18 protein-coding genes are annotated in these 21140 nt (G+C 50.2%); 3 read left to right on the top strand and 15 right to left on the bottom strand.

Going from position 1 to position 21140, the window contains the following annotated elements; translation table 11 throughout:
• Nucleotides 1-13: 13 nt before the first annotated feature.
• From J4613_RS01595 to ttrB, 11 genes are all read right to left on the bottom strand, one after another.
• Nucleotides 14-253: a major outer membrane lipoprotein gene (locus J4613_RS01595; RefSeq protein ID WP_017465453.1), complete on the bottom strand. Its 240-nt coding sequence runs from the start codon at nucleotides 251-253 to the stop codon at nucleotides 14-16.
• An 80-nt stretch (nucleotides 254-333) separates the two neighbouring features.
• Nucleotides 334-576 (bottom strand): major outer membrane lipoprotein, encoded by a 243-nt coding sequence (locus J4613_RS01600; RefSeq protein WP_111742546.1) that lies wholly within the window; start codon nucleotides 574-576, stop codon nucleotides 334-336.
• A gap of 82 nt (nucleotides 577-658) precedes the next feature.
• Nucleotides 659-895, bottom strand: a complete 237-nt coding sequence (lpp, locus tag J4613_RS01605) for a murein lipoprotein Lpp (RefSeq protein ID WP_001082307.1) — start codon at nucleotides 893-895, stop codon at nucleotides 659-661.
• A 310-nt stretch (nucleotides 896-1205) separates the two neighbouring features.
• A complete protein-coding gene (gene pykF / locus J4613_RS01610; RefSeq protein WP_000751447.1) occupies nucleotides 1206-2618 on the bottom strand; it encodes a pyruvate kinase PykF in 1413 nt (470 codons plus the stop codon).
• A 402-nt stretch (nucleotides 2619-3020) separates the two neighbouring features.
• Complete coding sequence (locus tag J4613_RS01615) at nucleotides 3021-4364, bottom strand: APC family permease (protein WP_000756089.1); 1344 nt, start codon at nucleotides 4362-4364, stop codon at nucleotides 3021-3023.
• A gap of 21 nt (nucleotides 4365-4385) precedes the next feature.
• Nucleotides 4386-5279, bottom strand: coding sequence for a proline iminopeptidase-family hydrolase (locus J4613_RS01620; RefSeq protein ID WP_001000508.1), 894 nt, complete (start codon nucleotides 5277-5279; stop codon nucleotides 4386-4388).
• Nucleotides 5280-5337: 58 nt separating this feature from the next.
• Nucleotides 5338-6075, bottom strand: coding sequence for a glutamine amidotransferase (locus J4613_RS01625; protein ID WP_000697185.1), 738 nt, complete (start codon nucleotides 6073-6075; stop codon nucleotides 5338-5340).
• A gap of 11 nt (nucleotides 6076-6086) precedes the next feature.
• On the bottom strand, nucleotides 6087-7313 hold the full coding sequence (locus tag J4613_RS01630) for a PfkB family carbohydrate kinase (protein ID WP_080169663.1): 1227 nt from the start codon (nucleotides 7311-7313) through the stop codon (nucleotides 6087-6089).
• A 322-nt stretch (nucleotides 7314-7635) separates the two neighbouring features.
• Nucleotides 7636-10698 carry a tetrathionate reductase subunit TtrA gene (ttrA, locus tag J4613_RS01635; RefSeq protein WP_080169665.1) on the bottom strand — a complete coding sequence of 1021 codons (3063 nt, stop codon included), beginning with the start codon at nucleotides 10696-10698 and terminating at the stop codon, nucleotides 7636-7638.
• The gene (ttrC, locus tag J4613_RS01640; RefSeq protein ID WP_080169666.1) at nucleotides 10691-11713 is read right to left on the bottom strand and encodes a tetrathionate reductase subunit TtrC; all 1023 of its coding nucleotides are present in this window, start codon (nucleotides 11711-11713) and stop codon (nucleotides 10691-10693) included. The genes ttrA and ttrC overlap by 8 nt, the downstream gene beginning before the upstream one ends.
• On the bottom strand, nucleotides 11714-12448 hold the full coding sequence (ttrB, locus tag J4613_RS01645; RefSeq protein WP_001523928.1) for a tetrathionate reductase subunit TtrB: 735 nt from the start codon (nucleotides 12446-12448) through the stop codon (nucleotides 11714-11716). It abuts the gene before it with no gap.
• Between the two features lie 181 nt (nucleotides 12449-12629).
• On the opposite strand from ttrB, the gene ttrS reads away from it, so the two are divergent.
• The 3 genes from ttrS to fumD all read left to right on the top strand — a co-directional run bounded on the left by ttrS (nucleotide 12630) and on the right by fumD (nucleotide 15313).
• A complete protein-coding gene (ttrS, locus tag J4613_RS01650) occupies nucleotides 12630-14408 on the top strand; it encodes a tetrathionate respiration histidine kinase TtrS (RefSeq protein WP_001214407.1) in 1779 nt (592 codons plus the stop codon).
• Nucleotides 14383-15003 (top strand): tetrathionate respiration response regulator TtrR, encoded by a 621-nt coding sequence (ttrR, locus tag J4613_RS01655; RefSeq protein ID WP_000190927.1) that lies wholly within the window; start codon nucleotides 14383-14385, stop codon nucleotides 15001-15003. The genes ttrS and ttrR overlap by 26 nt, the downstream gene beginning before the upstream one ends.
• A gap of 97 nt (nucleotides 15004-15100) precedes the next feature.
• Nucleotides 15101-15313 carry a fumarate hydratase FumD gene (gene fumD, locus J4613_RS01660; RefSeq protein ID WP_000165779.1) on the top strand — a complete coding sequence of 71 codons (213 nt, stop codon included), beginning with the start codon at nucleotides 15101-15103 and terminating at the stop codon, nucleotides 15311-15313.
• Nucleotides 15314-15434: 121 nt separating this feature from the next.
• On the opposite strand, the gene mlrB is transcribed toward fumD, so the two are convergent.
• From mlrB to J4613_RS01680, 4 genes are all read right to left on the bottom strand, one after another.
• Complete coding sequence (gene mlrB, locus J4613_RS01665) at nucleotides 15435-16394, bottom strand: transcriptional regulator MlrB (RefSeq protein ID WP_001060729.1); 960 nt, start codon at nucleotides 16392-16394, stop codon at nucleotides 15435-15437.
• Between the two features lie 172 nt (nucleotides 16395-16566).
• Nucleotides 16567-17295 carry a MerR family transcriptional regulator gene (locus J4613_RS01670; RefSeq protein ID WP_000122321.1) on the bottom strand — a complete coding sequence of 243 codons (729 nt, stop codon included), beginning with the start codon at nucleotides 17293-17295 and terminating at the stop codon, nucleotides 16567-16569.
• A gap of 178 nt (nucleotides 17296-17473) precedes the next feature.
• Nucleotides 17474-18112, bottom strand: a complete 639-nt coding sequence (locus J4613_RS01675) for a two component system response regulator (protein ID WP_000666335.1) — start codon at nucleotides 18110-18112, stop codon at nucleotides 17474-17476.
• Nucleotides 18113-18142: 30 nt separating this feature from the next.
• On the bottom strand, nucleotides 18143-20905 hold the full coding sequence (locus J4613_RS01680) for a two component system sensor kinase (RefSeq protein ID WP_001050776.1): 2763 nt from the start codon (nucleotides 20903-20905) through the stop codon (nucleotides 18143-18145).
• Between the last annotated feature and the right edge of the window lie 235 nt (nucleotides 20906-21140).

Here is a 21140-nt window from a genome sequence, read left to right on the forward strand (position 1 = left end):
ATCGTGCGTCAAATCATTTACAGATGCGGAATACTTTGTTGTCCAGACGTTGGTTCGCGCGAGCAGCATCGTCTTTAGCAGCCTGAACGTCGGAACGCATTGCATTTACGTCATTACTCAGTTGCTCAACTTTAGCGCTCAGCGTCTGTACATCGGAAGACAACTGATCGATTTTAGCGTTGCTTGAACAACCTGCCAGTAACGTGGAACCCAGAACTGCTGCACCTAAGATCAGCTTGTTAGTACGGGTCATAATAATATCCTTATATTATGAGTGGTTATGTGGGTAAAGAAATGGCGCACGATGTGCGCCATTTTATATCGTGCGTCAAATTACTTACGGACGTGGGATACTACTTTGTTGTCCAGACGCTGGTTCGCGCGAGCTGCGTCGTCTTTAGCAGCCTGAACGTCGGAACGCATTGCATTTACGTCATTACTCAGTTGATCAACTTTAGCGCTCAGCGTCTGTACATCGGAAGACAACTGATCGATTTTAGCGTTGCTTGAACAACCTGCCAGTAACGTGGAACCCAGAACTACTGCACCTAAGATCAGATGGTTAGTACGGTTCATAACAATAACATTATACTTTGTGTGGTTATGTGGGTAAAAAAAATGGCGCACGATGTGCGCCATTTTTATTACGCAGGTACTATTACTTACGGTATTTAGTAGCCTGGTTGTCCAGACGCTGGTTAGCGCGAGCTGCGTCGTCTTTAGCAGCCTGAACGTCGGAACGCATTGCGTTCACGTCGTTGCTCAGCTGGTCAACTTTAGCGTTCAGAGTCTGAACGTCAGAAGACAGCTGATCGATTTTAGCGTTGCTGGAGCAACCAGCCAGCAGAGTAGAACCCAGGATTACCGCGCCCAGTACCAGTTTAGTACGATTCATTATTAATACCCTCTAGATTGAGTTAATCTCCATGTAGCGTTACAAGTATTACACAAACTTTTTTATGTTGAGAATATTTTTTTGATGGGAATGCACTTATTTTTGATCGTTCGCTCAAAGAAGCATCGAAATGCATGAAAGTCCCTAAAAAACCGAAAGAAAACAGGGGGCTTCCATCGGATTCTTCTTAGATAATCCGCAATTAGATAGTAAAATCCGATTTGATTTTTTTATTAATAGTGGCTATCGATTAAATAAAAAAAGCGCCGGAAGGGCGCTTTTTTAAACAAATTAATTCACACAACAATTATTACAGTACGTGAACAGAGGCGGTGTTAGTGGTGCCGCTTGGAACCAGCGCGCCGGAGACCATCACTACGACGTCGCCTTTCTGGGCGAGGCCGCTTTGCAGGGCGACATCTTTGCCCAGACGGTAGAAATCATCAGTAGAATTGATTTCTTTCACCAGCTGCGATACCACGCCTTTGCTCAGTACTAACTGACGGGCGGTCACTTCATTGGTGGTCAATGCCAGGATGGTGGCGTCCGGGAAGTATTTGCGCACGGCGCGAGCGGATTTACCGCCCTGGGTCGCTACCACGATCAGCGGCGCTTCCAGTTTTTCGGCGGTTTCTACCGCGCCGCGGCATACTGCTTCCGTAATGCGCAGTTTACGGCTGTCGTTGTTGTAGTCCAGACGGCTGTTCATGACGCGGTCGGTACGTTCGCAGATGGTCGCCATGATAGAAACGGCTTCCAGCGGGTATTTCCCTTTTGCGGATTCGCCGGACAGCATAACCGCATCCGTACCGTCGAGGATGGCGTTCGCAACGTCGCCTGCTTCTGCGCGGGTCGGACGCGGGTTTTTGATCATAGAATCCAGCATCTGAGTCGCGGTGATCACGACTTTACGTGCGCGGATACATTTTTCGATCATCATTTTCTGCGCAAAAATCACTTCTTCAACCGGGATTTCTACGCCCAGGTCGCCACGCGCAACCATGATGCCGTCGGAAGCTTCGAGAATTTCATCGAAGTTGTTCAGGCCTTCCTGGTTTTCGATCTTAGAGATAATCTGGATGTTTTCGCCGCCGTGGGCTTTCAGATGCTCGCGAATTTCGACAACGTCAGAACGTTTACGGATAAAGGACGCCGCAACAAAGTCAACGCCCTGTTCGCAACCGAAGATCAGGTCCTGTTTGTCTTTTTCAGCCAGCGCCGGCAGAGCAATAGAAACGCCCGGCAGGTTAACGCCTTTGTTCTCGCCCAGATCGCCGTTGTTCAGCACCTTACAAATGACTTTATTGCCTTCGATGGCGGTCACTTCCATACCGATCAGACCATCGTCAACCAGGACGGTGTTGCCAACGCTCAGGTCGCTGGTGAAGCCTTCATAGGTGACGGCAACGATTTCATTATTACCGACCACGGATTTGTCGGTGGTAAAAGTGAAGGTTTGACCCGCTTTCAGCGAAACGTCGTTACCGCCTTCCAGTTTAATGGTGCGGATTTCTGGTCCTTTAGTATCAAGCAGAATAGCGGCTTTTTTACCGGTTTTGCTCATCACGTTGCGCAAGTTCTGGATACGCTGACCGTGTTCTGCATAATCGCCATGAGAGAAGTTCAGACGCATCACGTTCATGCCCGCGTCCAGCATTTTGCTTAACATCTCTTCGGATTCGGTTTTCGGACCGATAGTACAAACAATTTTCGTCTTTTTCATGACAGTCTTAGTCTTTAAGTTGAGGAGGATATGGAAATCTGGCTTCGGGCGCGCACGGCCCGGAAGCTAAGCCTGTGTTGCTAAAGTGATGATGCCTCGCTCTAAGGATAGGTGACATCGAAAGAGCGTGCAGAGGAATGTGTGCTCGCGTTTCAGCCCAACGGGAAGGGGATAATTTTAGTCGTTGAGTTTTACAGTCCAATGCGCTGAAACCATTCAAGAGACAATTGGCGCGCATTATACGCTGAAATTTACAAAAAAGGAAAATGAAAACCCTGTTTCAAAAGACATCTGTGCAGATCCACAACGGTTTGTTATTACGCTGTTTACGATGTCGCTGGCGATAACGCCGCCCGAACAGGGGGCGGCGTTGCGCAACAGCGGGTGTTGTTGCGCATAATGTCAATCGAGCAACTTTTTGCCTTCCAGGTCGATGGCGATGTTTTGGTTGTGTGCTTTTCGATAGCACAGAATCGCTATCCCGATGGCTGCCCAGCTAATTCCGAGTATCAGAGCGTGAATGTTCATGTTTAAACAGACGTAGCCGATGACGATCATCCCCATGATCGGCGAAATGACATGGGCGAAAATGCGCCGCTGGGCTTTCATCCGGAAATTGAACAGGATAAACACACACAGGTTCACGACAAAAAAAGCGAAAAGCGCGCCAAAGTTCACCAGCGTGGAGATAGATTCAATCTTGCCGGAAAACAGGTAGCTGAGCAGCAGGGTGACGCCGCCGGTAAACAGAATGGCATAATCCGGCGTTTTACGCGTGGTATGGACGTGAGCGAGGAAGGCGGGCAACATTCGGTCGCGCCCCATTGAAAATAACACTCTGGACACCGCCGTTTGCGCGGTAATAATGTTGCCGACGGCGCACACAAACGCCACAATGATGGAAAACGCCACTTTGAGCCAGATACCGCCAACGTTGCCGGCAATGGTGAAAAATGCTTCATTCGTCGCATTACCTTCCGCGAAGCGGTCGACGTTACCGGTGGCGAACGCCGCAAACGCCACAACGATAATAAACAGTACCGTCGCCAAAACTAATGCCAACAGCGTTGCTTTACTGACGGCGCGTCCCCCGCCTTCGCTTTCTTCACTTAATGTACTGATAGCGTCAAAGCCGAGAAAGTTCAGCGCAGCCACCGAAATCGCCGTCGCGATGAGCCCTGGGGTGAACCACTGTGAATCGAAAAAAGGCCGGAAGGAAAGCGTTATCTGACTACTGTCCAGCAGCATCAGACGGACAATGAGTAGCACGAAAATCGCCAGAATACCGAGTTGAATAAAGACCAGTAACTTATCGAATTTCGCCGTTTGCTGTATCCCGAGATAGTTGACTCCGGTGCCAATAGCCACATAAATCAACGGCCAGACCCAGACCGGGATTTGCGGTAAAATAGCGTGGACCGCGACGCCGCCCAGCACTGCCACGAGCGTAGGGAACAAAAGATAATCCAGCAGTAATATCCATCCGGTAAGAAACCCTACGGCGGGATTAATGCATACGCCAGCATACGCATAGGCCGAACCCGACGAGGAGATATGTTGCGATAAGGTAGAGTAGCTGTACGCGGTAAAAAACATCGCGATCGCGCCAATAATATAAACCAGCGCAACCATACCGTGCGAAAGATTATAAACGACGCCATAAAGAGAGACTGGCGCGATAGGCACCATAAACACCAGACCATAAAGCACTAAATCGGTAAGAGACAATTTTTTGACTTTTTTCATGATAAATACCTTAATGGCTTTTTATGCCAGATCGCGTAAAAACGCGCTTACCGCTGCGAGGCAGGGCGCGATATTTTCTTCATGCGGGTTATGGCTGCTGCCGGGAATAGTGACCGCGCGGCAGTCTGAAATGTGAGAGAGAAGCGGAGAGACGACGCGCTCGGTTGCCTGATCGTTTTCGCCGCGTAGTACCAGAACAGGACAGCGTATCTGGCACAAATGGGGCGTAATATCCCAGTCGGCAAGTTTGCCATTTGCCGCCAGTTCATTGGTTCCCCATAAAATGTGATAACCCGTAGGGTCGGCGGCGAACTGCGCATTAGAGCGCTGAACATGAACGGCTTCTTCCGCGAGGGTATAAACGTGTCTGGCATAATAAGCGACCAGCTGTTCCGGTGGGTTTTGATAAATGACGGCGGGCATAATGACGTTTTTGATATCGTCATCGGACATTGGCGTCAGAGCGTTAAAGAGCCGTATGGCTTCCTGTTGCCACAGGGCGATACTGGCCGGCGAACTGGCCAGTATCGTCCCGCGAAGCCCGGCAGGCTGTAAGCAGGCGTGCTCTGCGGCAAGCATTCCGCCCCAGGAATGTCCCAGTATCGAATACCCGTGTCCAATACCCAGGTGATGAATTAATTGGGTTAATTGACGGAGATAACGCGCAATAGTCCAGAAAGACGCGTCAGCATGAGGAAAATGCGTTGAACGACCGCAGCCATATTGATCGTAAAATATTACCATGCGCCCGTCATCAGCCAGACGGCGATAATTTAATAAATAATCAAAGCCGCCAGAAGGGCCGCCATGAAGGATAATGAGCGGCGTGAGTAATGATTTTCTGTCTCCATAAATCCGATAGCTTGTCAATATGTTTTCAGAAAACATTTCGCCATAGAGATAAGTATCATTCATATTCTTAATGACTCAGTGTGTGGCAGGGCAGGCGAAATTTATATTCGCCTGGGTAATATTATTTTTTTATTGTGTGTAAAACATTACACCAGAAGGTGGCGTAATGTTCCCATTGCAGAAACTGCGGGCTTCCCCAGTGCGGCGAACAATCACTGGCAAAGCAACATACTTTCCCTTTATGGTAAGTACCCATAACTAACAGTGGATCGCCATTAATTTCAGCAAGGACCTGACTATTTTCTTTGGCGATAAGCTTGTTATAGCCCAACAGCGGCGGCCATTCGCTAAATGGCTGGGTAATAATATGCTCTACCGCAGTATTTACTGCTTTACATCCTTGCGGTAGTTCTACGCGGTCATCTACATCCAGCATATCAACCGGCAATACTTCCGCCAGAACCGTATTTTTATAATTGGCTTTTGCTTCTATTCCCGTAAAGGATAAATACCCGCCGATCATTAACAGACCGCCGCCCTCAGCAACATAATCGGCGATAAGTTGTAATGCATCAGGAATAATGTCCATATTATAAAACGTTCTGTTTTGTAGCAGGAACGTATTGCTACCGATATCACTGATGACGATCGCATCATAGCAGGCTAATGCTTCGGCGGTTTGTGGAAAACGAGTTTGCACAATATGGGCAGGCATGTAGTCCACATCGATATTACCCTGGCGTAAGCAGGATAATAAATAGTCTGCACCTTCTTCATATTTGCTCGATGTAAAGCTATCAAAACCTTTAGAGTGAATCATATGAATGTGCCAGGATTCGCCAATAAATAAAATTTTCATTATGTCACCTGTTAATTAATGTGAATGACTTTATTAGATTGGGTACGCATTCGATGTAAAACCTGCAAGTGCTGAGGCATACTCGACGCACCGACTTGTTCCACCGCCAGAGAAGCGAAAGCGGAGGCATATTGAATGGCTGCGACCATGTCTGCTTGTCGCGCCAGCGCGGCGGCTAAGGCGCCATTAAAAGCGTCACCGGCCCCAGCGGCATCTTTTACCACGGCGCTCCACGCAGGAATATACAACGTGCGGGCGTGCTCACAGAGCAGAGAGCCACGGGCGCCAAGGGTAATGATGACTTTTTTCACCCCGGATTGCAGAATAATATTTCCGGCTTTTTTCGCATCATTAATATCAGTAATGGTTACGCCGGATAAAAAAGAGGCTTCAGTTTCATTCGGCGTGATGATGTCAATATCAGATAATAAATGCGTCACCTGTTTCGTATAGGGGGCAGGATTCAGCATGATCATTTTATTTTCTTGTTTGCCCAGGTGAATAAATTCAGTCAACGCTTCAATGTTCGTTTCGAGCTGCATTAACATAACGTCAGACTCGGCGATATAACGGTGTTGCTCGTTAATCTCTTGCGTGGTGAGCATCATATTGGCGCCAGGGTAGATGGCGATAATATTATCGCCATCCACGGCGGAGACATAGATCAATGCGCTACCGGTGGGCGCTTTATCTGTTTGATACGCGCTGTATGAGGTGATGCCTGATTGAATAATATGATTCATAGCAAATGCGCTGAACTGATCTTTACCCACTTTAAAAATAAAATGTGCCGCAGCGCCGGCATTGTTTGCCGCTAAAGCCTGGTTGGCTCCTTTACCGCCAGGATAGAATCCAAATTGACTGGCCAGAATGGATTCTCCGCTTTGTGGAAACCACGGCACGGTTGCTGAAACATCAATATTGAATGAGCCTAAAACACACACCTTGCCTGCTTTTTTTGTGTTTTCCCGGTGCAGTTTTGCATCCTGATGGATTGGCGTGGCGATAGTGCTGGAGATATCAATCTTATTTTCAGTGATAAGCTTACTCAGCGCGTCACGGTTTAAAATCCCTCCGCCATAGCAACGCTGAAGCATACCTGATTTCTGGAAATAGCGTAGATCGGAACGAATAGTCTCCTGGCTAACCTTATAAAGGTCTGAAAGTTTACTGACGCTAACACTATTATCCTTTATCAGTAAATTAATGATGGCATGACGTCTTTCTTCTTTAAACATATTGCCTCCGGGTAGTGAGTTGAATTGTATTTATGGCAATGTTGTCATGCGGTGAATTCAATCACAGATTATGCGGTCAACCGGAAGTAACCCCAAATGAATGTCAATAATCAGAAGCGCAGCCAATGTGTTAAATATTAATTGCTTACAGAAGGGGAAAATAGTTTTGTGAGTGTTGTCATATATTTTCTATGTAATATGACGGGGTGAACGTAAAATAGTTGGGCTTGCACGATTCAGTGAGTATATGCAGCCGGACAGCGTTCGCTTATCAGTCGCTACCCTCGACGAAATAAGACGATATCGCTCTCCGGCCCGGGGGTTATATACGCTCGATTTTTGCCGGCAGCCCCTGACGTACTGCCGCGCCAGAAACCCAGTCGAGCCAGGTGTTGGTAATGGTTCTTGTCGGATCGGCAAAGCCCAGATCGTTAAGATTTATGCCTGCCCTGATTTGTGGATCATACGGCATAGGCACGCCATCCAGAGAGTGCTGCGTTGCGCCCATCTCGCGGTGGCCATATCCGTGTTCGATGGCGATGACGCCTGGCATCACGCCATTTAACAAACTGATTTGCGCCACGACCTGACCGCCCGGCGTAATGATCCGTACCCGATCGCCATGTTGCAGTCCATAACGCTCGCCGTCTTGCGGATTCAGCGCCACCAGGTTTGCTGGCTTCACATGGTGTAAGCGCGGGATGACGGCTGTTGAGCTGGACATGGTATTTGATTTAAATGAAATCAGTTTCAGCGGCCATTGCCCAATGGGAAACTGGTCGTCAATCGCACGACCATCTGACAAACGCGCCGGATACCAGACCGGGCAACCGCTGAAGCGCTCCCCGGTGATGGCGTGACGGTGGGCGGCGACATCTGCATTCCAGATCTGTAAGGGTTTTTTCCACGCGTTACCTAACCGTTGCTCCGTATAGCCGCTATCCTCGGGCGCAAACCGGCCGCCACGCGAGTAGATAAACGCCACGCGACCGGCCTCATCAGCTTTAAGCGTGTGCTGAATTGCTGGCAGAATGCGGCTGACGCCGGTAAGCGAAATATCTTCCTGATTTGCCAGCGCGACCGGCGTCTTGCCCATAAAGGCGATATTAGCGGCTACGCGCAGATAGAAGTCTTCCGCCCGGTTCAGTGGAAAAGTATTGCCCTGCGGATCGGTTATCGCCCGGTCGCCGAAGCCGGGCAGATGGAGCCGTTTTGCTACCGCAATACAAAATGCTTCCATTGAGACAGGTTGCCCGTCCGCCGTGCGGTGAGTGGCGGGGGCGACAACCGGCCAGCGGGCGGTAGTGGCTTTACTGGCTACGCCGCCCCAGGGCGCCGTAAAGCCCCAGCTCTCAAAATTGTGCGTATCCGGCACAATGTAATCCGCCAGCGCCGTCGTTTCATTCATAAAGGCGTCAATCGCGATAAAGAGCGGCAGTCGGCGAGGGTCTTTTAGTTTTTCTTCCGCCACGGCGCGTAGACCGGGAACACCGTAAAACGGGTTGCTCATATTGGAAATCCAGGCTTTAAGCGGATAAGGATAGCCTTCGAGCGCGGAGGTCAACAGTTCGGTAAGCTGGCCTGCCACAAAGGGATACCACGGCGCTTTGGCTGGATAAGGGGATTGCCCACCGGCAATTTTGTCGCGGTATTCTTCCGATGCTTCATAAGCGGTTTTGCTACGGGCAATACTTAACCCGGACGGTTTCACTTTTCCGGCAAAACTATTCATGTTGTAGCGGGGGCCGTCGCTAACGCCGTTGAATTTGCCGCCGCCGACAAAGACGCCGCCGGACAAGCTGAGGTTGCCGATCAGCGCGTTAAGCATCATGACCGACCAGGCGTTATAAAACCCATTGCCGGCCATCATGCCGCCGTGACTGATGACCGCGGCTTTACGTCCGTGACTGGTAAAGGTTTCCGCCAGCGCGATAATTTGCGCTTCCGGTACGCCGCACTGTTCGCTGTATTGCGCCAACGAGAGCTTTTCTGCCGCCTCTTTCAGGCGTTGCAACCCGCTCTTCACCGTGACCCGTTGGCCGTCGGCGAGCGTAACGTACTGCGTCACGAAAAGCCGTGCCTGTCGGCAAGTGGACGCATCGACCAACTCGCCGTCGGTATTCAGCACGACAGGGGTCTCTTCGCCATCGGGCGTAAGATGGCGCAGCGTCAGGTGTTGTCCGGCAAGCGTCGGCAGTTCATCCGCAATGACCAGGTGCGTGGCGTTGGTCCAACTTTGCTCGCCGGCCTGCTGCATAGCCTGTACGCCGGGAATCGCCAGATAATCAGCATTATAACGTTGATTATCCATGATCCAGCGGATCATCCCCATTGCCAGCGCCGAATCGCTGCCGGGCATGACCGGTTGCCAGCGACCGCGAGGATCGGCGAGCACCGTTGATAAGGGGAGGGCGGGGGCGACCACGACGTATTGAAAATTCTCACGCAGCCGGGCGCTCGCCAACTGACGCGCCTGGCGTTTAAACGGATTACCGGACTGTGCCGGGGAGGTGCCCATAAAGAGCGCAAACTCCACGTTTTCCCAGTCGGGTTTGACATGCGGGTTTTTATCCAGATCGCCCATCAGCGCCCCGGAGCCGGCCCGGTAAGCCAGTCCACAGTAGGCGCCATGCGCGCCGAAATTCTTGCTGCCGAAGCTATTTAGCGCAAAACGACGCAGAAACGCATCGCGGCCTTCGTCGCTGGTATTCGTGACCAGTAACTGATTGGTTTTGGGCCCGAAACTGGGGTGCTTTGCGTCAATTGGCGTATCCGGCGCATGAATCGCGCGCAGTCCGTCCACATGACCCTCGCCAAACAGATCGCCGCCTTCCACGACTTCTTCAATAAGCTGCTCAAAGCTGATGCGCTGCCATTTCCCTTCGCCGCGTTTACCCACGCGTTTCATCGGTTCAAGCAGTCGTAGCGGACTGTACAGGCTTTCCAGCAGCGTGGCGCCGCGCGCGCAGGCGGTTGAGCGGGCGTCAAGACCGCTTTCTCCCGCCAGTTGCTCCATGGCTTCGCTAAAAGGGACGGACGAGTCAATCGGGTGTTCCTGCGACAAGGGGTGATAGGGATTGCCGGCGATGCGTATCACTTTGCCATCGGCATTAACCCGGGCGCGGATACCGCACTGTGTCCAACAGCCGAAGCATTGCGTCATGGCGATGGTTTGTTGTGGATTTTGCTGCCAGTGCGTTTGCGCCTGCGCCTCCGGAATTAACGCATTGCCAAAGATGCGGTCGCGCGTTACCTTGCCGGATGTCCCGTTTAACAGGCCATCAATTGCGCGTTTCGCCACATCACGGTAGCTCAGACCAAAAGTGACCATCCCACCGACGGCGAGACCGACTTTTAGCCACTGACGACGGGTTAAATTAGTCATGTTGTAATCTCCTGGTGAGTCCGTTCAGCGTTTCACGAATAATAATCAGTAGCGCTATCCACAGGCCGAAGGTGCCGAGAATAGCCAGCCAGCCATCCGTTCCGCCTGGTAACGAGTAAGGGTTAAATTGCGCGTTGAACTTGGGGACGGTTTGTACCTGAATCAACAATGTCCAGCGCATCAGCCAACATAGCGCCAGCGCGCTGAGAACCAGCAGGACGCGTCTTAGCTGTGATAACGGATGGCGTAGCGCCAGGCTACAGAACAGCAGTGTGCATACCCACAGCGCTACCCAGCCGACAGCGTAATATTTGGCTGACAGGGCGACGGTAATCCACTGACGGATTGCCGTGCCGGAAAGCGTATCGCCGCTAACCCACATGGCCACAACCAGCCCCAGCGCCGCCAGTGTCCAGATTTGTCCCCACAATATTTTTGGCAGCCTTACCGAGTCGCGTCGGGCGGCGACAATCATCAGCGCGAAGAACGCCTGTAAGGCGCTAAGAAACATCGCCACGGGGAAGGCGTAGCTAAACCAGATTGGGCGCGCCAGCACAACGGAGACTTCGCGGCCGGTATAAATCAACAGGCCCACCGCGCAAAGCGCGCTGGCTAACGCCAACCATTTAGTGACGTTGTAACTTTTATTGAATAATCGTTTAATCTGCTGCGCCAGGAACCACAGAGCGAGAAATCCGGTAAACAGCGGCAGGAACAACGCTCCCCAGGGCATCCACGACCAGGGCGTCGGCCAGGCATAGAAATGCCAGACGCGGGCGGTCTGGTGCAGATCCGCCGTCAGCGCCAGCGGTGCAGTAATCGCACAGGTAATGGCAATCAGTAATGCCCGATTTTCTTCTGTTGCGGCGTCTTTTTTCCGCCAGTGAAGATAACAGGCAAACAGTGCGGCGCAGGCGGCAATGCCAATAAAAAAGAAATATTGTACCGCCCACGGCAGCCAGCTAATGTCCTGCGGGTGAGCCAGCACTTCTTCAATGATGAGTGAATGCGTCATTCAGACCTCCTGCCAAAGCGCGGGCTGCGCACGGCCCATTAATGGGGTGACAAAGGCGTCGTCCAGACCCAGGTAGAAAACATGGGGCGACGTGCCGTTTTCCGGCTTTAATACCTTGATAGCGTCGCGATGCTGATGAAGCATGGTGGCGATGCGGCTATGGGGATCTTTGATATCGCCAATAATACGCGCGCCGCCGACGCAGGACTCTACGCAAGCGGGTAACAGCCCGGCTTCCAGACGATGGACGCAAAACGTGCATTTATCGGCAGTTTGCGTTTCATGATTGATAAATCGGGCGTCGTAAGGACACGCCTGGACACAATAGGCGCAGCCGACGCAGCGTTTGTTATCCACCACCACAATGCCATCTTCCCGCTGAAAGGTGGCTTGTACCGGGCAGACCGGCACACAGGGGGGGTTATCGCAATGGTTGCACAGACGCGGCAATAGCACATTCGTGACTTCCTGACTACCTTCACGCTGGACCTGGTATTGGTTCACGGTCGTACGAAACGCGCCCTGCGGCGTTTGGTTTTCAATAGTGCAACTTACGGTACAGGACTGACAGCCGATACAACGCCGCAGGTCGATAAGCATGGCGTAACGGTGTCGGGGAGAGCCTTCATGCCGCTCCGGCGAAAAAGGAAATTTCGCTTCAGCCAGCGGAACCAGCGAGGCGCCAGCGGTCAGGACGCCAAGCTGCTGGAGAAATTGCCGTTTACTGCTGTCCATATTGACTCCCGTCCACATTGCCAACAATGAAACATTTGTCACGATGTTGGTTCATGTGTAATGAATAAAAAATGTCGATGATTTACAGTGTAAAAATCGAGGCGGGGTGCGCTCTATTGTGGTTAACCACATACCCGGCTTGTTGTTGATCTAAAACAACATAATTGACAGAGATATTAGGGTGAGAGGTAAAACCGTAAGGCGCCTGGCGGTGTTGGCGGCAGTAGGGCTACTTTGTCATGGCGCGTGGGCAGGGACGTGGAATATCGGTATTTTGGCCATGCGCGGCGAGGCGTCTACGCGTAGCCACTGGCAACCGTTGGCAAAGACATTAAGCCAACAGCTTCCAGGCGAAACCTTTCACATCCAGCCGCTGGATCTGCATCAAATGCAGGAGGCTGTTAACCAGGGAACCGTGCAGTTTGTGATAACCAACCCGGCGCAATTTGTCCAACTGAACAGCCATGCGCCGCTGCGCTGGTTAGCTTCCCTGCGCTCCACGCGCGATGGGAAAGCAGTGAGTAATGTTATTGGCAGCGTGATTTTGACCCGACGCGATAGCGGCATCACCACGGCGCATGATCTCATCGGTAAGACCGTCGGCGCGATTGATGCTCAGGCGTTTGGCGGCTATTTATTAGGCTATAAAGCGCTCAGCGACGCGGGCTTACGCCCGGAGCGCGATTTTCATCTCCGTTTTACCGGATTTCCTGGCGATGCCTTAGTCTATATGCTGCGCGAAAAAGCGGTGCAGGCGGCAATTGTGCCAGTGTGCCTGTTAGAAAATATGGATCAGGAAGGATTGATTAATAAAAAGGACTTTATCGCGCTGCTTTCCCGACCGACGCCCCTGCCTTGCTTAACCAGTACGCCGTTATATCCTGACTGGTCGTTCGCGGCGCTACCTGCGGTAAGCGATGCGCTGGCGGATCGCGTAACGCGAGCGCTCTTCAACGCGCCCGCCGCCGCGTCATTTCACTGGGGCGCGCCTGCGTCCACCAGTCAGGTGGAAGCCTTGCTGCGTGATGTTCGTCAGCACCCTCAGCAGCGTCGACTGTGGCTGGATGTCAAAAGTTGGTTAATCCAGCACCAGCTGATGGTCGGCGGCGTGATTCTGGCGTTCCTGTTGCTCACGCTCAATTATATTTGGGTCATGCTGCTGGTGCGTCGACGCGGAAAACAACTGGAACGTAATAATGTAGTTCTTCATCAGCATGAGCGGGCGCTGGAAACCGCCCGGCAAATGAGCGTGTTGGGTGAAATGACCTCCGGGTTTGCCCATGAGCTTAATCAGCCGCTTTCCGCGATTCGACATTATGCCCAGGGGTGCCTGATTCGACTGCGCGCTGCAGATGAACAGCATCCCTTGCTGCTGGCGCTGGAGCAGATTGACCAGCAGGCGCAACGCGGTGCGGATACTCTGCGTAACCTGCGTCACTGGGTCAGCCAGGCGCAGGGCAACCCGGTGCTAACCGAAGCGTGGAAGGCCATAGCCATTCGCGAGGCGATTGATCATGTCTGGCAATTGTTGCGTATGGCGCAACAGTTTCCGACAGTGACTCTGCATACCGAGGTTAGCGCTGCGCTGCGCGTAACGCTGCCGTCAGTGCTGCTGGAACAGGTGCTGGCGAATATCATTCTTAATGCGGCTCAGGCGGGCGCCACCCATTTATGGGTCGTTGCTGAACGCACTGAACACGGCATCAGTATCGCTTTACAGGATAACGCCGGGGGAATCGATGAGGCGCTATTACGTCAGGCGTTTCAGCCGTTTATGACCACCCGCAAAGAGGGGATGGGCTTAGGGCTGGCGATTTGCCAGCGGCTGGTGCGGTATGGGCGGGGCGATATCAGCATCAGGAACCAGACCGCGCCGGACGGTCTGTCGGGAACGGTGGTCACGATACATTTCTTACATGAAAATGGGGGCAGGGATGGCGACAATTCATCTACTGGATGATGATACGGCGGTCACTAACGCGTGCGCGTTTTTACTGGAAAGTCTGGGATATGACGTAAAATGCTGGACGCAGGGGGCGGATTTTTTGGCGCAGGCCAGTCTGTATCAGGCCGGGGTCGTATTACTGGATATGCGAATGCCGGTACTGGATGGGCAGGGCGTTCATGATGCGTTGCGCCAGTGCGGAAGTACCCTGGCGGTTGTTTTTCTTACCGGGCATGGCGATGTACCGATGGCCGTGGAGCAGATGAAACGCGGCGCCGTCGATTTTCTGCAAAAACCGGTATCGGTAAAACCGCTACAGGCGGCGCTGGAGCGTGCGCTGACGGTTTCATCGGCAGCGGTGGCGCGTCGTGAGATTATACTGTGTTACCAGCAGTTGACGCCGAAAGAGCGTGAGCTGGCCAGCCTGGTGGCAAAAGGATTTATGAACCGTGAAATTGCGGAAGCGATGAATATCGCGGTGCGTACCGTAGAGGTGCACCGCGCCAGAGTCATGGAAAAAATGCAGGCCGGTAGCCTGGCGGAACTGATTAGGCGTTTCGAAAAAATGGCCTCGCCAGAGACCAGAATACGAACAACGTATGAGCCATGAATAATAAACTGCGTTATTTCTTTGATTTGCATCAAATTTTGTTTAATAGAGAAGACTGTTATATTCTGTTGGTTTGATCTGGCGACGAGTAAAACGTATGACAAAACCGACAAAAGATGACGAACTGTACCGCGAGATGTGCCGGGTGGTGGGCAAGGTCGTGCTGGAAATGCGCGATCTGGGGCAGGAGCCTAAATATATTGTTATTGCGGGCGTGTTAAGAACCGCGCTGGCGAATCAACGCATCCAACGTAGCGCGTTAGAAAAACAGGCTATGGAAACCGTGATTAACGCTCTGGCGCGGTCATAGCCGGTATCATGGTGGGAACGGCCTGTTGGCAATGACGAAATGCTAGTGGGCATCGCCTTTGAATCGTCGCGATTGTCACCATGGCGGGCTGGTTGCCCGCCGTTAGCGATGCGCAGGGTTATCAGGTGATGGCTAAGCGCAGCCCTAACGTATCAGGGTACGGCTCAAAATAATTCTGGCTGCGTAGATAGTCATCCGGATGTTCCGCCAGATAGTGCTTCAGCAGCGTTAACGGTGCCAGGATAGGTAGTCGGCCCGCCCGGTAGCCGAGAATCACCTCGCGTAATTCCGCGCGTTGCCTGCTGTTCAACGCGCGGTGAAAATAGCCCTGGATATGCATCAGCACATTGGTGTGATTTTTACGTGAAGCGGGGTGGCGCAGGATAGCCATCAGTTTTTCTCTGTATCGGACAAAGAAGGCATCCAGATCGTCCCACTCATGCAGACGCGCGACGAAAGGGCCAATTTCGCGGTAGCCGGCCTGGTGGTGGGCGAGAAGCTGAAGTTTGTATCGGCTATGAAACGCGAGCAAACTGTGACGACTCAAGCCCTGCGCGCGTAGCGCATTTAATTCATGTAGCGCGAAGATACGTGCGATGAAATTCTCGCGTAGTACCGGATCGTGCAGGCGACCATCTTCCTCTATCGGCAGCCAGGGATATTTGTCCATCATCGCGGCGGTAAACAGCCCCGTGCCAGCTTTGCGGCCCCTGTTACCCTTTTCATCATACAGGCGAACGCGCTCCATTCCGCAACTGGGCGATTTTGCACACACAATAAACCCCGCCAGTTCGCCTATTGTTGGCAGAAACCGATCAGCAAAGGCATTCATTCGCTCGGTGACGTCATCGTGCGGGGCATGGCTATAGCGCATCCGAATGTCGCCACAGGTCGTCTGGATAAGACGCAGCGCAGGGCGGGGCACGGGCAGGCCGATCGCCACCTCCGGGCAGATCGGTTTGTAGGCCACCCACGGCGCCAGAGAGTTCATGACAAAATCCATACGCTTATGTCCGCCATCAAAGCGTACCGTGGCGCCAGTCAGACATCCGCTAATGCCGACTACGGGTTTGTTATTCATGATTCCCCCTTATTGAAAGTACGACGACTGACGCCAATGGCGCAAAATGTTATCTCACGCTGATTTAAAACTTACACAACTTTGTTTTTTTGTCTAAGTTTTCGCGGAGATTTTTTTTGACGTAATTAAATATCAATAAGATAGAATGAGGGGAATAAATCTATTTCAGCGCCTATAGTGTGATAACCTCCAGCGAAGCGACCACGTTGCGCCACTGGGCAAGCTGTTTTTTCTGCCCGGCAGTGAGCTTTCCGGTGGTCACCAGGAACCATTTTCTCTGGGCGAACAGCTCGGGCGCCAGCACGACTGGGGGAGAGGGAAGCACATTGAGCCGCAGCTCTTGTCCGGTACGAGTCAACGCTTCCAGCCAGATTTCACAGTGATCCGAGAGATGCCATCCGCTAATAAAGGCATTGTTGCCAGGCGCTTTTCTGTCGCCTTCAAGGCAAAAAGAGGTGTAGGCAATAATGATGCCATCCAGTATTTCGCGCAGCGTCATCACGGCGGGAAGGTGCGCGGACACTTTGCTGCGCAACGGACGCAATAAATGGGTCACCAGTTCTGCGCGAGGATATTCCCGGCCACAGTCATAAATCAACTGCCGCAGCGCGTCAATTCGCCCTTCGTGGAGATGTTGGAGCATCGTCTCCTGGATCGTTATCCAGTTATCGCCCAGGCGAATGACCGGACGCGACAGTAAGGGTTTGACCTGGCTTATCGGTACGCCTTTTCTCACCCAGTCGAGGATGCTAAGCGCTTGTCGAATATCGTCATCGCTGTATAAGCGATGCCCGCCATCAGTACGCTGCGGTTTCAATAAACCATAGCGTCGCTGCCATGCCCTTAGCGTGGCGGCATTGATACCGCATAGTCTGGCAAATTCGCCTATAGAATACGACATGGTAAAGCCCGTTAAATAAGGGGATTCTACTATATCATGATCAAATGAAGACTAAGGTAGTGATAAATGGTGCGGCATACCAGGGCATCCGTATGGATTTTGTCGATGATGAGCAATACTGCGTGGCGTAAGGCTCATCAAAATATGACCAATGCTTAATATCATCGGACGCCCCTGGTTAATACTCTATTAACCTCATTCTTCGGGCACAGTTAAGTAACTCTGTCACTTTATGAACCTGTAGCTTTCTCATCATATTCATCCGGTGTGTTTCGACGGTTTTTATACTGATATGTAGCTTTTCGCTGATCCCATGATTGGTATACCCCTCGTCAATAAGTTTAAGAACCTGACGCTCGCGCAAAGTAAGCAGTTGATGATTGGTCGTGTCAGCGTTTAATTCAGCCAGGATAGCTTCCCGATTCAACGTTGGGTCAATGTAACGCTTGTTTACTGCTACTGTTTGCAATGCCGCTAACAGAACTTGCTGACTACTGCTTTTTAAAACATAGCCATTAGCACCTGCGGCTAAAGTTTTAATGGTCATATACTCTTGTTGGTATGCTGTGTAAACCAGAATATTCATTGCTGGCCAACGCTGATGTAATTGAGGAATGATATCCAGGCCATTGATGCCAGGTAAGCTAAGATCAAGGATAAGTATGTCAGGCTCGTATGCGCAACAGGCATTATAAACCTCAAGACCATTTTTAACATGCTCTACAATTTTAAAATGAGGCCAGGGTAATAAGGCATTCATAATGCCGTTAATGATGATTTCATGATCGTCTACTAATAAGATCTTATATTCTTTCATTTTGCTGCCCTCGCGAAAATTAAGATAATATTAAGTAATGGTGTAGTTTTTGAAGATCATACGTATTTTCTGGCGTAAGTCGGTTAGTTCCTCCAGCGCGATGATTTTCCCCATTTTTACGCGATTCTCAATGTCTATGACATAGCATACCAATTCAGTCTGCCCTATTTGACCTAAACAGCCTTTTAATGTGTGAATTAACTGATCGATTTTTTGTCCAGCCGATACGGCATTTTCAATATCAGCCAGCAAGAGGTCCAGTGATTGGAAAATCTTGCTATTAATGACCATATCATCTGTCGCCAGTAGCGCTGAGCAGCGACTTGGATCCTGCTCCTGTAGCTCTATATTTCGTAAAAGTTGGTATTCTGCGGCAATACTGATATAGCGAGCTAAGGTAGCCAATGTCACTGGTTTGGTAATGTAATGATGAATCCCATTTTTTTTACAACGATGAATATCTTCTGTCGCTACGCTAGCGGATAGCGCCACAAACATGCAGTCAGGATCTAAATTATTCGGCTCATCATGCCATAATTGTACACATTCAATACCATCTATTTCTGGCATTCTAATGTCAATCAGTACTAAATCGAATCGCTGCTGTTGTGATAAAGTCAGAGCCTCGTTACTACTGGCGGCAATAGTGACGTGTTGGCCCAGGCTGACAAGCATTTTGCCGATGATATCCCGATTAATATCGGCATCATCAACCAAAAGAATCTGCAACTGCCAGGGTGGTAACAAATTATTTATTACTGGCATATTTGGTGTACACAATATTAACTGTTGCGCCAGGTCGTAGAGTTTTCCGGGGAAATACAAAAGCTCTGCGTTGAGAAGCGCATTTTGCTGGTGGGGTGGTTCACCGCGTATTCCCCAGCAAGCCAGTTGCCGATGCAGGCAGAACGGCGCTGATAGTGTCCCTTTAATTGGTTGAGGCGGCTGGTATTCTTGTAAGGGTAATACTAGCGAGACACAGGTTCCAACCCCGGGGACACTTTTTAGTGTCAGATTACCTCCCATCATTTTAGCCAGGCTTGACGCAATAGTCAGTCCAATTCCTGTACCTTGCGAATTTGTGTCTGCTTGATAAAAAGCAGTAAAGATTTGAGACTGCTGCTGTATTTCAATCCCTTTACCGCTATCGCTAACCAGAAATATTAATTGTTCCTCATGACGCTTGACCGTCAGACGTATCCCTCCGGTTTCGGTAAATTTTACCGCGTTCCCGAGTAAATTAACCAAAATTTGCCGTAAACGGATACTGTCGGTATGAAAATAGAGGGGGACATGTTGACCGACAAAAGTACGTAATGACAGTTTTTTGCTTTGCGCCGGCCCCTGGATGGTTTGCATTGCCTGGTCCAGTAACGGCAGTAACGCTGTTTCTTCCATATGTAATGTGAAATGACCAGACTCGATGCGTGAAAAATCCAGCAGATTATTAATAATAGCTAACAAAGACAGTGTACAATTTCTGGCGGTATCAGCTAATCCTTGCTGCTCTATGTTTAAAGGGGTGGTTTGTAATAATTCAATCGCACCGAGTACGCCATTCATCGGAGTACGTAACTCATGACTTATTACCGTAAGATGAATGCTTTTACGTTTGTTAGCTCGCTCAGCGCGTTTTTTTGCTTCATTTAGCGCCTGGGTGCGCTCTGCGACTTTGTTTTCCAGATTGTCGTATTGGACTTGTAGAGTATCAAGCAGTTGGTTAAAAGCACCGGCAATACTATCTAATTCATCCAGTCGTTGTGCTGGTAAACGTGTGCTCAGCGGTGCAGTTGCGGTTTTATTAATGACATCGACAAAACGCCATAACGGTTTGGCCAGTGAGCGATGTAGTAACCAGCAAAAAGCCGACGTCATCAACACCAATGCTGTTAATGTAAAGGGGATTTGTTGAAGGATAATTTTTAAGATGCGATTATGTAGATTACCGTATGGGTACAGCGTAACCAGACTCCATCCGGGGCCATGCAAGGTTGTGCGTAATATCAGAAATCCGGGAATTTGCTGCCATCCATCATGCAGCGTTACATTTTCTAACTGTGTACGTATTTTTTGCGGGATGTATGAAAACGGCAATAAGTGGTTGTTTTGATCCAGCCATACTCGAATACTATCATCTAATGGCAGGTGGCTCTTAGTAATGAGATCGGGAAGTTTAACCGTCACCCCAAAAAATACGCCTTGCTGATCGGCAACCGCAACGGAAGCGTGCCATCCTTTGCCGTTTATGTATTCTGGTTCACTCCAGTAAAACCCGGCATGGGTTGGGTATAAAGGAAAGCTTTTTCGCGTTAAAGGCTGTAGAGTTGAATAATCTGAAGGGTTATCAGTAGATAATAACGAAATCTCATTTTTATGATTAAGAATAAAACTATCGCGACGAAAGCTATTTTCATCGATATCAGAGGACTGCAGAAAGAGACGGTGCTTCTCTCCGTTTAGCGTCGGCGTGCAATTTGAAGGTCCGACAGATAGATGCCGGCTCACCTCAGGGAAAATATCGTTATGATGAATCTCAGTCGCTAATGAGCATTGATACATTAAATTTTTAGCGTCACGTTCAGCCTCTTCAAACCGTTGATTGCTTAGTACAATATTCATCTCGGATAGAACGGATAAATCCTCTATTATATGCTGCCGTTTCTGAACCATTGATATATAAGCTGCGGTAAGCACAGATAGCAGCCAAATAATTATTGTTGTTAATAAAAATAAAAAAGTTAGCCTGATTACTAAAGATGTTTGCAGCGTATTCTTGAGATTGAGCAAATTCATAATGCTTCCCTCCAGTTGCCTGTTGCAAAATCTTTGGCACTTGATCACTATCGCAGTACATATAGTTTCATCAGAAGATTAATCGATGGTGTTATCATTAGGAAGATAAATTTCTTCATATATAACCCAGTCGATGACTACAATTACTTTTTAATAAGATGGCGATGTAAAAACATCGTAACAGTTTATTTAATAAATAATTTTTCAAATTGTAATTTTTTATGTCAATGCTGAA

The organism is Salmonella sp. 32020114201800008SM, from assembly GCF_017572025.1.
GTDB classification, from domain to species: Bacteria; Pseudomonadota; Gammaproteobacteria; order Enterobacterales; family Enterobacteriaceae; genus Salmonella; species Salmonella enterica.

Bases quoted from the DNA above. Each gene is read 5' to 3' on its own strand.
- J4613_RS01595 (WP_017465453.1), bottom strand. From the start codon at position 253: ATGACCCGTACTAACAAGCTGATCTTAGGTGCAGCAGTTCTGGGTTCC.
- J4613_RS01600 (WP_111742546.1), bottom strand. From the start codon at position 576: ATGAACCGTACTAACCATCTGATCTTAGGTGCAGTAGTTCTGGGTTCC.
- lpp (WP_001082307.1), bottom strand. From the start codon at position 895: ATGAATCGTACTAAACTGGTACTGGGCGCGGTAATCCTGGGTTCTACT.
- pykF (WP_000751447.1), bottom strand. From the start codon at position 2,618: ATGAAAAAGACGAAAATTGTTTGTACTATCGGTCCGAAAACCGAATCC.
- J4613_RS01615 (WP_000756089.1), bottom strand. From the start codon at position 4,364: ATGAAAAAAGTCAAAAAATTGTCTCTTACCGATTTAGTGCTTTATGGT.
- J4613_RS01620 (WP_001000508.1), bottom strand. From the start codon at position 5,279: ATGAATGATACTTATCTCTATGGCGAAATGTTTTCTGAAAACATATTG.
- J4613_RS01625 (WP_000697185.1), bottom strand. From the start codon at position 6,075: ATGAAAATTTTATTTATTGGCGAATCCTGGCACATTCATATGATTCAC.
- J4613_RS01630 (WP_080169663.1), bottom strand. From the start codon at position 7,313: ATGTTTAAAGAAGAAAGACGTCATGCCATCATTAATTTACTGATAAAG.
- ttrA (WP_080169665.1), bottom strand. From the start codon at position 10,698: ATGACTAATTTAACCCGTCGTCAGTGGCTAAAAGTCGGTCTCGCCGTC.
- ttrC (WP_080169666.1), bottom strand. From the start codon at position 11,713: ATGACGCATTCACTCATCATTGAAGAAGTGCTGGCTCACCCGCAGGAC.
- ttrB (WP_001523928.1), bottom strand. From the start codon at position 12,448: ATGGACAGCAGTAAACGGCAATTTCTCCAGCAGCTTGGCGTCCTGACC.
- ttrR (WP_000190927.1), top strand. From the start codon at position 14,383: ATGGCGACAATTCATCTACTGGATGATGATACGGCGGTCACTAACGCG.
- fumD (WP_000165779.1), top strand. From the start codon at position 15,101: ATGACAAAACCGACAAAAGATGACGAACTGTACCGCGAGATGTGCCGG.
- mlrB (WP_001060729.1), bottom strand. From the start codon at position 16,394: ATGAATAACAAACCCGTAGTCGGCATTAGCGGATGTCTGACTGGCGCC.
- J4613_RS01670 (WP_000122321.1), bottom strand. From the start codon at position 17,295: ATGTCGTATTCTATAGGCGAATTTGCCAGACTATGCGGTATCAATGCC.
- J4613_RS01675 (WP_000666335.1), bottom strand. From the start codon at position 18,112: ATGAAAGAATATAAGATCTTATTAGTAGACGATCATGAAATCATCATT.
- J4613_RS01680 (WP_001050776.1), bottom strand. From the start codon at position 20,905: ATGAATTTGCTCAATCTCAAGAATACGCTGCAAACATCTTTAGTAATC.